Raw genomic sequence first — 14,476 nt, 5'->3', positions numbered from 1 at the left:
CGTAAGAGTAAGTTTGGAAAAAGTTAGTTTTAAAAGAAAATACAATCTCGTAATAAAAATAAGAACTGGATTATAATGGAAGTCTTTCATTCCATTATGATCCAGTTCTTATAATTTATATTCAGAATTAATCTTAGCTTCTTTATAGGTATTACTTTATAGCTCAAACTATCATTCTATTATTTAACAACTACTGTACTCCAAAAATCTTTCGCAATTTTTTGCCCTTGTTCAATTTTTGCCCACTGTTGTTCAATTGTTAATTCATTTCCAGAATCACATGAAGCAAATCCACATTGATGTGATAGATACAACCGCTCCTTTGGAATAATTTTACTTGCTTTATCTAGTAAATCATATACCCTTTTTTCGTTATCAAGCGTATTAGTTTTACTTGAAAGCAATCCAAGTACCACTTCTACATTAGCTTTATCTCGTAAGACCTCAAGTGCTGAAATATCACCAGCACGTTCATCATCCCATTCTAAGAAAAAGCGATCATAATGCTGATCACGCAAGAACTTTTCAGCAATTGCTTTATAAGAGCCTCCTGCTGCATGCCGGCTTTCATAGTTTCCACGACAATTGTGCGTCCAAACCTTCAAACCTAATTCATGTCCATAATCAATTACTTCATTATTAATAGCAATAAACTCATCAGCTAAATCTTCAAGTTTATCATTACCGTCTGCAAAAAAACTTTGTTTATTATCATCTGCAAAAAGTTCCCATAAGCAATCATCAAATTGAATGATTTTTCCCCCGGCAGCAACATAATCATCTAAAAACTCCTTATAAGCTGTAAGAACGCCGGCTTTCAATTCATCTTTTGTTGCATAAATCTGCCCTTTTCCATACAATTTATCAAAAACAGTTAGCTCTGTTATCGCATGCGCTGCTCCCCAAACAGTTGTTTTAACTGGTTGATTGTTTGCTTGTGCCTGTACTTCTTTAAAAATATCAATAAAATGATGCTTTTTTCCTGATAAAGGCGCTGTGATTCGAATACCAATATCTTTCCGTGTTTCAAAATGACCGCCGTCTAAATCCTCAAACGTATAGCCATGATCCGTAATGTAACGTTCGATACCAGAAAATCCCCAAATAAAATCAAGATGCCACATTGATTTGGAATATTCTCCATCTGTTATGACACTGATTCCATGTTCTAATTGATCGTTGATAATCTTGGTAATTGCGGTTGTTTCCGTTTCCTGATAACCTTTAAAATCATCATAAAATGGATATTTAATATCATCTCGTTCTTCAATTTTATTTTTATACTCTAATAATTCTGGTGAACGTAATAATGAACCTACTAATTGAAATCTGTCTACAGTCATCTATAATTTCCTCCTAAAAATTTAACTTGAATACAGTGTAACAAATCTAGTTTATATTAGATAATACTTTTTAATTTAGTGATATAATAGGTATTACCTATAACGTAAAGGAGATAAATTATGCGCATCCAGCAATTACACTATCTGGAAAAAATAGCTGAAACAGGTTCAATTAATGAAGCTGCTAAGCAGTTATTTATCAGCCAACCCTCTCTTTCACAAGCAATGAAAGAACTAGAAAAAGAATATAAAATCCAACTTTTTTATCGAAGTAAGTTAGGCATTACTTTGACAGATGAAGGTCGTGAATTCATTAACTATTCAAGAGGCATTTTAGATCAAGTTAATCTATTAGATGAACGTTTTGGTAAAGATATCATCCGAAAAAAAATTTTCAGTGTTTCTGGTCAACATTACGCTTTTGTTGTTCATGCTTTTGTTGAGTTGGTTAAAAGAATTGGTGAAGATGAATATAACTTCACCTTGCGTGAAACACAAACAGAAAATGTTTTGAATGATATTCAAACCTTTCGCAGTGAGTTGGGCATCATCTATACAAATGATTTTAATAGAACCGTTTTAACTCGGCTTATTGCGGAAAAAAATCTGGAATTTATTCCTTTATTTATTGCAAAACCTCATGTTTTTGTTGGTCGTGATAATCCACTAACACAAAAAAAGCAACTTACACTTTCTGACCTCGAAGACTATACTTATCTCTCATACGAACAAGGAGATACTAATTCCTTTTATTTTTCAGAAGAAATTTTAAGTACATTAGAACACAAAAAATCAATTCAAATTAGTGATCGTGCAACTATTTTTAATCTAATGGTGGGATTAAATGGTTACACTATTAGTTCAGGTATCATAAGTAGTGAATTAAATGATGAAAAAATTGTCGCTATTCCATTAAATGTGAAAGATAGCATGACTTTGGGTTACTTAAAGCACAAAAAAATCGAACTAAGTACAACTGCCACACTTTACTTAAAACTGTTAAAACAACATATCCAAAATTATGGGTTTAACATTATTAATAACTAAGCTGTCACTTAACTCCTACATAGTTTTTTATTCAAAAACCTCTTAATTCTATTTGTTGAATTTTCACAATAGAATTAAGAGGTTTGTCGTTTGATATTATTCCTTATCATTTTTTGCCAGTTTTTCCTTAGCTTCTTTTAAAGCCCCTTTCGCAGTATCCTTCGCATCATCAATTTTTTCTTTGACTTTGCCAAAAGCATTTTGCACTTTTCCTTCGCTTTCAAGTTCTTTATCTCTGGTAACTTTTCCCCCAACTTCTTTTGCTTTACCAAATACTTTGTCTTTTGTATTTTCAAACTTTTTTTCTGAACTCATATAAACTCCTCCTTTGTCTTTTAGAATACTTTAATTATAGCAATGAAAACCCTATCGAAGCAATTTTGCTGCTTAAAACTAGTTTATTATTCAAAAACAAAAGCCTTAACTATTTAAAAAAACAGTCGATAATGTTTCTATTGTTGCATTTAATTATTTAATGCTTAAAGGGAGAGAAAAATATTATGAAAAAGAAAAAAAGCCGTAGTATGGGTGGCTACGTCAGCGTCCTACTAATTGCTATTACTCTATTAACAATCGTTGTCATGTTGGTTAGTTCATATATAACAACCAGTGATTTACTAACAAAGCGTAATTTATTAAGCCAACAAAGTGCTACTTCTGCGGTCATGTCAGATAGAGCCAATCTGCGTAATTCAACAGAATCTGCGTTAAAAAATCTAGCTGCAACGTCATTGTTTGATGGCCAAACTTTTAATTCAACTAAAATTAGAAACTATTTAAAAATGACCAAAATTGGGAATTCGCAAATTAAACAGTTGGAGTTTGGCTCCTCTCAAGGTGAAATGATTACCTTTACTACTTTACCTAAAGGCTATGATCCTCGCACTCGGCCTTGGTACAAAAAAGCTATAGCATCTCCCGGAAAAGTTGTATGGACTACACCTTATAAAGATGCAGGTTCTGGACAAATGGTTACCACAGCTTCAATCATGGTTAAAAATAGCAGTGGCCAGGTTGGTGTTATTGGTATAGATGTTTCATATGCAAATGTTGCAAAAACTGTCTCTGTATTAAAAATAGGACGTACTGGTAGCGTTACTTTGGTTTCAAAAGATGGAACTGTTATTGTTTCGCAAGGTAAATCTAAAAATTATACCTTTAAAGCAGGACAAAGCATCAAATCAAAAGAGATATTTAAAAAAATAGCTGCTGCCAAAAAGAATTCTGGTACCTTGCATATAAACGATAGTAATATTGGCGAGATATACTATAATCGTGGCACGAGTTCAAACAGTATAACTTGGGCCTTTGCTGTAGTCGAACACAACGACTCCAACACTGAATTACATGCACTTATTATTATTTCCGTAATTGTAGCATTGTTTATGATTTTTATTGTTTTCTTACTTAGCGTTTACTTTGGACGTTCATTACGTTCAACAGCAAAAGTATTTATTGCACGTTTTGAAAAAGCTGGTGATGGTCACTTTGAAAAAATCCAACCAGTTAAAGAACACTATTCTCCAGCATTATTAATGAATATTTCACGTGTTGGGCAAAAAATGGCAGCACCTGAAAAAGATGGACAAGAATTTAATCAAATTGCCTATCGCTACAACAAAATGGTAGATTCGGTTGTTGCTTTACTTGCAGATGTAAAAAATGGTAGTAATACTGTTGCTCAACGTTCTGAATCACTACTCCAGCTCTCTAAACAAACTGATAAAGCAACCGAAGAAGTCGCTCAGACAATTACTGGAATCGCAGAAGTTACTAGTTCTCAAGCTGAAGAAACAGCAAGTAGTGTTTCCCAACTAAAGAACTTATCAAAAATTATTAATAATTTACGTGTAGAAGTTGAAAAAATGACAGCTCGTTCTGCTCATTCTGGTGATATGAATCAGCAAAATATTGAAATTTCTGGGGAAGTAGAATCTAATTGGAAATATGAGCTTGGTAAAATGGAAGAACTTATGCACAGTATGGAACAATTAAACAACCAGGTTCAAAATATTAGTAAAATTATTAATGTTATTAATGACATTTCTCGCCAAACTAATCTTTTGGCTTTAAACGCTTCGATTGAGGCTGCAAGTGCTGGAGAAGCCGGTAAAGGTTTTGCCGTCGTTGCAACTGAGATTCGCAAATTATCCGATAAAACAAAAGATTCAACTAAAGAGATTGGTGAAATTGTTGAAAAAATCCGGACTGATTCTGAAGAAATGGTCCAAAGAACCTCTTCTTCTGTCGCTGGTGGTGAGAAACAAAGCAAATTAATCACGCAAGCAATCACTTCATCGAAAGATGTCTACCAATTGAATAAGCAACTAAACCAGGACATTCAAGAAATAGAAGCTGCTAGCAAACAAATAGCTAATGTTCAAAGTTCTGTTTTGGAAAATTTGGAAAACATCTCAGCTTCAACTGAAGAAAATTCAGCCGGAACAGAGGAAGTATCTGCCAACTCTGAAGAAGTTTTAGCAACAATGGAGGAATTTACTACTCACGTAGCCGAATTACAAACTACTGCAGAAGACCTTAAAAAGACTGCTGATAACTTTAAAACTGAAAACTAAATAATAGTCTATTGCATCTAGTACAGTAAAAGACAAAAGCGATTGTTTAAAGTTAGCATTATAAGCTAACTCTAAACAATCGCTTTTTTGATAACTTCGTTTATAGATTAAATATTAGTCAACTTTAACTTAATAAGTTTACTTTTAACATCCCATTTCAAAATTTCGGATATATTTCTTTTGTTTAATTATATATTCTGCTAAAATACAATTTATTATAGATATGGGAGTGATTATTTTGTTTTTACGCGATATTCGACCACAAGACAATGTAGCAATTAAAAATATTATCCAAACAACACTTACGGAATTTGGTAACAATATTCCTGGAACTGCGTACTATGATCCTGAATTAGACACCCTAGCTGAATTTTATAATTCACAACCTGATAAGGCACATTATTGGGTTATTGAACATAATAATCAAATCCTTGGTGGTGGTGGTTTAGCCCCTTTAAATCAAGCTGGTATTGCTGAACTACAAAAACTTTATTTTCTTCCTGAAGCTCGTGGCTATGGATTTGGGAAAAAAATTATTAATTTGGTAGAAGAAAATGCTAAAAAAATGGGATATACAAGTTTGTATCTGGAAACATTTAAAAATTTATCCAGTGCCGTACATCTTTATCAAAAGTTTGATTTTCAAGAAATTCCACAACCACTTTCTGGTACTGCTCATAGCGCTTGTGATATGTGGCTTATAAAGAAATTGTAATTCTACTAGTTCCTAGCATCAATTAATTAAATATATAAATATTCCTCGCAATATTAAGGGGCTATGCTATTATTAAGGATAGTGAACTAAATGGCAGTTATCTAAGAAGCATTAATGTCATCTGGAGTACAAGGCAAAGTACACTAGCTGTCTTGGGACACTAAAAATTCGGAGATAAAAAGAATTTAAAGTTTTTATCCCTAACTTATATTAAAATAGTCTATTTTAAGCGAGGTTTGTTTTATTATGGAAGAAAATTTATCCACTAAGTCTCATTATATCAGCTGGCCTACACTAGCTTTGATGAGTTTTGTCACAGTTATTGGGTTTGATGATTTAATTTATAATTTCAAGAATCAAGGTATGGGCGTTATAACATCTTGGGTCTTGATGCTTTTTTTATATGTTATCCCTTATTCGCTAATGGTGGGACAACTAGGCTCAATCTTTAATAAAGAAGGCGGCGGACTTAGTTCTTGGATTAGAGGTACGAATGGTGAATTCTTAGGCTATTTCACTGCATGGACGTACTGGGCTGCATCTATTCCTTATGTTGTTGATACCGCTAATTCCGTTGTCGTTGGTATAGGGTGGGCTATTACAGGTAGTGGCAAATTTCAAGACACCATGTCAAATGAACATTTTGCCTTATTAACATTAATTGTTTTTGTTGTCTTTATTGCGATTCAATCTCGTTTTAAACATACACTTGAACTACTTAGCTCAATTGGTGGTATTGCTATGTTTGGAATGACGATTCTATTTGTTATCATGTCCATATCATCTCTAGGATTGGGAGGACATATCGCTACACAGCCAATGAATCTAAGTTCTATTATTCCTAAATTTAATCTGAAATATTTAACTACTATTGGTTTGTTAATTTATGCTGTAAATGGTTGCGAACTAATTGCTCCTTTTGTAACCAAAATGAAAAAGCCTTCAAGCGAGTTTCCTAAATCCATGTGGATGTTAGTCATAATGACCGCCTTTTTAACTATTTTTGGCTCATTTTCTTTAGGCATATTTTTTAATGCCCATCATTTACCCGAAGATTTAAAAATGAATGGTTCATATTATGCTTTCCAAGCTTTAGGCAAACAATATCACGTAGGCAACTTATTCATGTACTTGTTTGCTTGGACTGAAGTTATTTACCTAGCAGCTCTCTTAGCTGTTTTACTAGATGCAATGACTAGAATGCTGATCTCAGATACAGGGACCCAGTTTATGCCCAAGTTTTTACGTAAAACCAATAAAGATGGTCTCCCAGTTAATGGATATATTTTAACCTGCCTACTATCTGGTTTTATTCTTTTATTAGGTATTTTTTTACCTGATATGAACGATATCTTCAATTGGTTGCTTAATCTAAATGGCATCATTTCCCCCGGAGTCACTTGCTGGATATTCTATGCCTTTATGCAAGTTAGAAAAAACAGCAAGAAATACCCTTCTAGCTATGTTTTTATTAAAAATGATAAGCTTGCTTGGCTTGTTGGCTTTTGGGCTTTGGCAATTACTGCAATCGCTACTTTTTTTGGAGTACTTCCGCAAGATATCAGTTTTTTAAGTACAACTTGGTGGTATGAATTAATTATCAATATTATTGCAATTGTTGTTTTAATTGGATTAGGTGCAATCCTTCCCTTAATAACCAAACATGAAAATAAAAAGTTATAGTTTTATCTTGAAATATTTGTTTAAATTTCATCATTATCGCGGGGAATAAATATGAAACAGCTTATTAAGCGAACTATAAATGATAAAATTCTTTGGATATCAGTTATTTGCGCTATTCTTAGTTTATTTTTAGGAACCCCACATTTTTCAGAGATAAATTGGCATACGATTTTATCATTATTATCTCTTATGCTCTGTGTTCAATTGTTAAACTCATTTAGTATTCTAGATTATTTAAGTAACATCTTATTAAAATACTCATCTACAAAGCGGCAAACGGTTCAATATTTAACTTTGTTAGCCTTTATAGGTTCAATGTTTTTAACAAATGATGTCGCTATTTTAACCTTAATACCCATGTTTATTAACATAGTTCAAAAGCAGCATTTCTCATTTGCTTTTCCTGCAACTTTGATTGTTATGGCTGCTAACTTAGGTAGTGCTTTTACTCCATTTGGTAATCCCCAAAATTTATTTTTAATTTCAAATTATAAATTAGCAGCTATTACTTTTTTTAGACTTTCATCTCCATTAATGATAGTAAGTCCTTTATTGTTGCTAAGTTTGACTTTTTTTATCAAGCCTAGTAAAACTGACAATTATACAGCACGCAAAGTTATTGTCCAACCTATTTTTGTTATCATATCAATTGGAACGTTATGCTTTATTTTATTAGGTATTTTTAGCATTCTTCCGATTTCGTTTGTCGTTATTGGTTCCTTATTAATCGCCTTATTTACTAAACCACAGACAATTTTTAAAGTTGACTACGCACTGCTATTAACATTTGTTTGCTTTTTTCTAATAGTTAGTTCGCTTAAGAGCAATTCGCTTTTGACCCAATTTATCCACACTTTAACACAGACAACAACCTCCACTTATCTAATAGGGATCATTAGTAGTCAATTTATTAGCAATGTACCTGCAACAATCTTGCTTTCTGGCTTTACTAATAATGTTAATGCACTTTTTCTAAGTGTTAATATTGGTGGATTAGGAACTATTATTGCTTCTCTCGCAAATCTATTAGCCTTAAAACAAATTGCTTTATTTTTAGATAAAGCACAAGTTTGGCATTTTTTTAAAGTATTCTCATTTATAAATGCCTTTTGTTTACTTATATTAGGCCTAGTGGGTTTGTTATTACTTTAGCCTTTATTAAATTGTTAGCTATTTACTTTTCTAGATATTCTAATATCTCAAAAAATAATATTAAAGATTAAGCATAAAACAAGTTTTTATGCTTTTATTGTGCTAAAATAAGTAACAACAAATAATAGAAAGGGTGTGCTTGTTTTGGCAAATACACAACTTAGTGATGCTACCCATATAATGGTTTATATCGCACTACATGATGACGAAAATTTAAAGAGTGATCGTATTGCTAGTAGCCTCAATACAGATGCAACTTTGGTTAGACGTATCATGGGAAAACTAAAAAAACATGGTTTACTTGTTTCTACACGTGGTGTTGCACGTCCTACTATCGCACATGATGTTAGACAGATTACCTTAAAAGACATTTACTTAGCAGTTACCACAAAACGCAACTTACTGAATGTTGACACAAATACTTCAGATACTTGCTCTGTTGGAACTGTAATACCTAAAGTTATGGATCACTACTATCAAGAAATTCAAAGCAGTGCAGAAGCTCGTATGGACAAAATATCCTTGCAAAATATCATTGACGATGTTCAAATGTATCAAGAAAAATAAATTTTTTCAAAATTAAGGTTGACAATTTAATAAATAGGTTTATGATAAAGATGTGCTTAAAAATAACACATCTTATTTTTTTGAAAGAGGGATTGATTAATATGAGTAAAATACAAGCAGGACACGCATTAGCAAAAGTTTTAGTTGATTGGAACATTGACCACCTTTACGGTATTACAGCAGATTCAATTAATAATACCGTTGATGGTTTTTATCAAGAAAGAAAAAATTTAAAATATATCCAAGTTCGTCATGAAGAAGTTGGCGCTTTAGCTGCTGCTGCAGATGCAAAACTTACAGGTACAATTGGTGTAAGTTTTGGTTCAGCTGGCCCCGGTGCAGTTCATCTATTAAACGGATTATATGATGCCAAAATGGATCATGTGCCCGTACTAGCAATTGTCGGTCAATCAGCAACTGGTGTTATGAATACAAACTTCTTCCAAGAAATGAATCAAGATCCCATGTTTGTTGATGTAGCTGAATTTCATAAACAAGTTGTGAATGCAGAACAAATTCCTTACGTTGTTGACGAAGCTATTCGTTCTGCTTATGCAACAAATTCCGTTTCTGTTGTTATCATTCCAGATGATCTTTCTGGTCAAGAAATTGATTTTGATGGTTTTAAAACAGCTCCACTTAAATCAATCCCTCAAAAAATTGTACCAAATAAAAACGATATTGCTGACGTTAAAGCTGCTTTAAAAGCTGCTAAGCATCCAATTTTATGGGTAGGCAAAGGAGCTTACAGTGCTAGAAAAGAAGTTGTTGCTGTTTCTGAGAAATTCAGTCTTCCTGTTCTTTCAACAGCACCTGCAACTGGTGTAATACCTACAGACCATCCTAACTTCATGGGTTCACGTGGACGTTTAGGGACAAAACCTGCTTTTGAAGCATCACAAGCTGCTGACTTAGTTCTTTTTGTAGGTACAAACTTCCCATTTGCTCGCTACTTACCAGCTAATATCAAATTTATCCAAGTTAATAATAATTTAGCTGATTTAGGCAAACAACATGATGCCGATATTACCGTTCTAGCTGATGCAAAATCATTCTTCCAAGAATTGTTGCAATTTGATTTTTCGGTTGAACCAACTGCTTTCTTGAAAGCTGCTCAACGAAACAAAAAGAATTGGGATAATTGGTTAAATAAATTAGCTGATGATGATCAAAACGGCTTAACTGCTGAAGGTGTTATGAAAGCTATTAAGGAAAATGCGAGTGATGATGCTGTCTTTGGCCTAGATGTTGGAAACAACACTGAATGGGCAATCCGTCAATTACCACTTAACCGTCAGCAACAATTCACTATGTCAGCTTGGTATGGCACAATGGGCTTTGGTTTACCTGCTGGCCTTGCTGGCAAATTAAGTTATCCTGATAAACAAGTTTGGAGTATTTCAGGTGATGGTGGATATGCTATGGTTATGCCTGATTTATTAACAGAAGTTAAGTATCATCTTCCTGTAATCAATGTTGTTTTAGAAAATAAAGTTTTTGGTTTCATTCAACATGAAAAACTAGTTGCTAACCAAGCACCTTATGGCATCGATTTATTAGGTGCCGATTGGGCTAAAGCCGCTGAAAACTTTGGTGCAATTGGTTTAACAGCAACTAACTTGACTGAATTGAAACAAGCTATGGATAAAATTAAAGAATTACAAGCTGCAGGCAATGATTTACCAATCGTGCTAGATGCTAAGATTCAAAATGTAGATCCAATTGATACAAGCTTTGTAGCAGTTGATCGTAATGCATTTGGAGATGACATGGTAAATCAATACCGCAAACAATATAATATCGATGAAACTGAACAACCTGCATTTGGTGATCTTCTAAATTCATTAGAAGATTAATTGGAAAAATTAAAGGAGGAACCTATAATGACAGTAATTAATGGATATGAACAAAGTGATCGTGAAGAAAAATTGGACATTTTAAACCTACCATCTCTTGAGAAAAAAGCTAAGGATATTATTCCTACTGGTGGTTTTGGTTACATTAGCGGTGGTTCAGAAGACGAATGGACATTGCAGGAAAATACTACAGCCTTCAACCATGTCCAAATTATTCCTAGATCTTTAACAGATATGGAAAATCCAAACACAGAAACTTCTTTGTTTGGTAACAAATTAAGTACTCCAATTATGATGGCACCAGCTGCTGCTCAAGGGTTGGCTCATTCTCAAGGTGAAAAAGCCACTGCCAAGGGTGTTGCTTCTGTAGGTGCTTTAATGTCACAAAGTACTTATTCTTCAACCAGTATTGCAGATACAGCTGCTGCTGGTAATGGTGCGCCACAATTATTCCAACTATATATGAGTAAAGATTGGGATTTCAACAATGCTTTATTAGATGAAGCTGTAAAAGCTGGAGCTAAAGGAATTATTTTAACAACCGATGCAACGGTTGATGGCTATCGTGAATCTGATATCATTAATAATTTCCAATTTCCAATTCCTATGGCTAATTTAGCCAAGTTCAGTGAAGGCGCTGGTCAAGGCAAAGGCATTATGGAAATCTATGCAGCTGCTGCTCAAAAAATTAGTCCCGCAGATGTTAAAAGAATTGCAGAATATACAAATCTTCCTGTCATTGTTAAAGGTATCCAGTCACCTGAAGATGCTCTTTTAGCTATCGGTGCCGGTGCCAAGGGTATATATGTATCTAATCACGGTGGTAGACAACTAAATGGTGGCCCTGCTTCTTTTGATGTATTACATGAAATAGCTAAAGCAGTTGATCATAGAGTACCTGTTATCTTTGATAGTGGCGTTCGTCGTGGATCACATGTCTTTAAGGCTCTCGCAAATGGGGCTGACTTAGTTGCCTTAGCTCGTCCTATTATCTATGGCCTTGCCCTTGGTGGATCACAAGGTGTTGCATCAGTTATTACCCATTTGAATGATGAACTTAAAATTGATATGCAATTAGCTGGTACACAAGCCATTGAGGATGTTAAAAAAGCTAAATTATTCCGCAAATAGTTTTTTTAATCCATACTTTAGCTTATCTTCTTAAAAAATCTAGGACAAAAGTCCTGGATTTTTTTTATCCAAATATTTGACACCTAAAAGTAGCTAGATAATATTAACAACCTTTTATCCCACTTTTATTTTTCATTGTTACATTCTTAGATTTAAATATTACTCTACTTAAGTTTTTAGTTAATTTACCGATAATAACTATTAGTTACACTATGAAAAGAGGTTTTATTATGTCTAAGAAAAAAAGTATCAGTAAATATATTATTGGCTTTTTAGTCTTAATATCTTTAGTTCCAATATTAATCACAGCAATTAGTTCTTATGCTAGCACAAAAAAATTGTTAATATCTAGAAGCAATACCACAAAACAGGCTGCTGTCGCTAGCGTATACCATAGTCAAACTGTTCTTAGAAGCTCTGCTAAAAAAGCTTTAACCGGAATGCTTGCACAATCTGCTTTCAAGCAAAACTTTAACTTAAATGATATTAAAACAGTAATTTCCGCAGCTGAAAAGGAAAATGGAACGATTAAAAACGCTATCTTTGCAACTTCTGATGGATCATATGTTGCAAATAGTACTAAACTACCCGCAAACTTCAAACCAACCTCACGTCCTTGGTATAAAGGAGCAATCAAAAACCAAGGCCATATTTTTTGGTCTGCACCATACATTGATGCTAATACAAATGAATACGTTACAAGTGTATCTACTGTTGTCAAAGATGCCCAAGGCCATACAGGTGTTTTATCCTTTAATATTTCATACAATTCTATTCAACAAAGCCTTAGTGAACTTCAAGTTGGGAGAACCGGGAATGCGCTTTTACTCTCATCTAATGGTATTGTAGTTGCTTCAAAAAATAAAAAATTAATAGGCAAAAGTTTAGCCAAAACCACATTATTTAAAAATCTTAAATCTTCTATTAGAAATAATAATAATAGTTCTTTTTTACCTACTAATAGTGCCAAAATCCAACGTGTTTATTATCATAAAAATAGTGGGAGTTCTACCATTGCCATTGCGAAAACAGAGAAAAATGAGCTTAAGCCTGAATTGTCAGCAATTATCAAAACATCTATTATTGTTTCTGTTGTAATGTTCTTTGTATGTTTGATTTTTGCAGGAATTATTACTCGAATTATTAAAAAAATTATTAATATCTTTGTTGCATCATTTAAAGATGCAGGTAATGGTAAAATTCAAATTATATCCGCGGACAAACTTAACAAAAGTAAGTTTTCAGATAGATTAGCTATCCGCATGGTCACTGCAAATAAAAATGGTACCGAAATCCAACGTCTTACTTCATACTATAACCAAATGACTACTTCTATTGGTAATCTAATCACAAAAATTAAAAAAGAAGGAACCAAGGTTTCAGAAATGTCAGATTCTTTACTGACTCTATCTAAGCAAACTGACACAGCTACAAGTGAAGTTGCACAAACAATTACAGAAATTGCGACTGTTACAAGTTCACAAGCTGATGAAACACAGAAAAGTGTTGAACAACTTCAAAATCTTTCAAGTACAATTGAAAATATGCATACAAATGTTAATAATATCAACAATGAATCTCAAACTGCATCAAAGATAAATAAAAATAATATTCAAATCGCAACTGAAGTAAAAGATAATTGGTATCACGAATTAGATAAACTAAAGTTATTAATGCAAAAAATGGAAGAATCCAATAGCAGCATCCAAAACATTGGTCAAATTATTAATGTAATTAATGAAATATCTCAACAAACCAATTTACTTGCATTAAACGCCTCTATTGAAGCTGCTAGCGCAGGAGAAGCTGGTCGTGGTTTTGCTGTTGTTGCTTCTGAAATTAGAGAACTTTCTGAAAAAAGTAAAGCATCCACTAAGAAAATCGAAGAGCTTATAATCAAAATTAAAGAACAATCTTCTAACATGGTTAAACAAACTTCTGAATCTTTAGAGGACAGTCAAAAACAAACGCAATTAATTGATACCTCTATTGATTCTTCAAAAGAAGTATCTAAACATAGTGAACTAATGATTGATGGCATTAATGAATTAGCTAATATTAGTCAAGAAATTATCTCCATCAAAAATACTCTCTTAGCTAATCTAGAAAACATTTCAGCTTCAACTGAAGAAAACTCTGCTGGAACACAGGAAGTTTCTGCCAATTCTGAAGAAGTACTCGCAACAATGGAAGAATTCACCCAACATGTTGCAGACCTAAATAATATTGCTGAAAATCTAAAGAAAAACTTAGCCCAAACCTTTACGGTAATTAGCTAATTAAGTTGCTTACTGACATATGACATACAGAAAATAGTCCAGAATAAAATAGGTCTGGACTATTTTATCTATGAATATTTAGTATAATACTACTCGTAAAAAGACAGTTAGTTGCGTATAATATCGT

At 33.1% G+C, this 14,476-nt stretch carries 11 protein-coding genes; 9 read left to right on the top strand and 2 right to left on the bottom strand.

Annotated features, from left to right (window positions below):
* Positions 1-179: 179 nt before the first annotated feature.
* Positions 180-1,343 (bottom strand): cobalamin-independent methionine synthase II family protein, encoded by a 1,164-nt coding sequence (locus tag LB941_RS04820; RefSeq protein ID WP_253359958.1) that lies wholly within the window; start codon positions 1,341-1,343, stop codon positions 180-182.
* Between the two features lie 120 nt (positions 1,344-1,463).
* Between LB941_RS04820 and LB941_RS04815 the strand changes: the two genes are divergently transcribed.
* The gene (locus tag LB941_RS04815; protein WP_253359956.1) at positions 1,464-2,390 is read left to right on the top strand and encodes a LysR family transcriptional regulator; all 927 of its coding nucleotides are present in this window, start codon (positions 1,464-1,466) and stop codon (positions 2,388-2,390) included.
* A gap of 96 nt (positions 2,391-2,486) precedes the next feature.
* On the opposite strand, the gene LB941_RS04810 is transcribed toward LB941_RS04815, so the two are convergent.
* Positions 2,487-2,705, bottom strand: a complete 219-nt coding sequence (locus tag LB941_RS04810; protein WP_253359955.1) for a CsbD family protein — start codon at positions 2,703-2,705, stop codon at positions 2,487-2,489.
* A 185-nt stretch (positions 2,706-2,890) separates the two neighbouring features.
* On the opposite strand from LB941_RS04810, the gene LB941_RS04805 reads away from it, so the two are divergent.
* The 8 genes from LB941_RS04805 (at position 2,891) to LB941_RS04770 (ending at position 14,349) form a co-directional block, all read left to right on the top strand.
* The gene (locus LB941_RS04805; RefSeq protein ID WP_253359954.1) at positions 2,891-4,966 is read left to right on the top strand and encodes a methyl-accepting chemotaxis protein; all 2,076 of its coding nucleotides are present in this window, start codon (positions 2,891-2,893) and stop codon (positions 4,964-4,966) included.
* A 238-nt stretch (positions 4,967-5,204) separates the two neighbouring features.
* A complete protein-coding gene (locus LB941_RS04800; RefSeq protein ID WP_253359952.1) occupies positions 5,205-5,681 on the top strand; it encodes a GNAT family N-acetyltransferase in 477 nt (158 codons plus the stop codon).
* A 246-nt stretch (positions 5,682-5,927) separates the two neighbouring features.
* Positions 5,928-7,364, top strand: a complete 1,437-nt coding sequence (locus LB941_RS04795) for an APC family permease (RefSeq protein ID WP_253359950.1) — start codon at positions 5,928-5,930, stop codon at positions 7,362-7,364.
* 51 nt (positions 7,365-7,415) lie between these two features.
* Entirely contained in the window at positions 7,416-8,516 is a 1,101-nt protein-coding gene (locus LB941_RS04790; protein WP_253359949.1) for an SLC13 family permease, read from the top strand.
* Between the two features lie 144 nt (positions 8,517-8,660).
* Entirely contained in the window at positions 8,661-9,083 is a 423-nt protein-coding gene (locus tag LB941_RS04785; RefSeq protein WP_253359947.1) for an Rrf2 family transcriptional regulator, read from the top strand.
* A 101-nt stretch (positions 9,084-9,184) separates the two neighbouring features.
* The gene (locus LB941_RS04780; protein WP_253359945.1) at positions 9,185-10,939 is read left to right on the top strand and encodes a thiamine pyrophosphate-dependent enzyme; all 1,755 of its coding nucleotides are present in this window, start codon (positions 9,185-9,187) and stop codon (positions 10,937-10,939) included.
* A 27-nt stretch (positions 10,940-10,966) separates the two neighbouring features.
* Positions 10,967-12,070 carry a lactate oxidase gene (locus tag LB941_RS04775; protein WP_253359942.1) on the top strand — a complete coding sequence of 368 codons (1,104 nt, stop codon included), beginning with the start codon at positions 10,967-10,969 and terminating at the stop codon, positions 12,068-12,070.
* A gap of 230 nt (positions 12,071-12,300) precedes the next feature.
* Positions 12,301-14,349, top strand: coding sequence for a methyl-accepting chemotaxis protein (locus LB941_RS04770; RefSeq protein WP_253359940.1), 2,049 nt, complete (start codon positions 12,301-12,303; stop codon positions 14,347-14,349).
* Positions 14,350-14,476 lie beyond the last annotated feature (127 nt).

Source organism: Ligilactobacillus ubinensis (assembly GCF_024160875.1).
GTDB lineage: Bacteria > Bacillota > Bacilli > Lactobacillales > Lactobacillaceae > Ligilactobacillus > Ligilactobacillus ubinensis.
The sequence above is the reverse complement of the archived record's forward strand: the minus strand, read 5'-3'. Positions and strand labels throughout refer to the sequence as shown.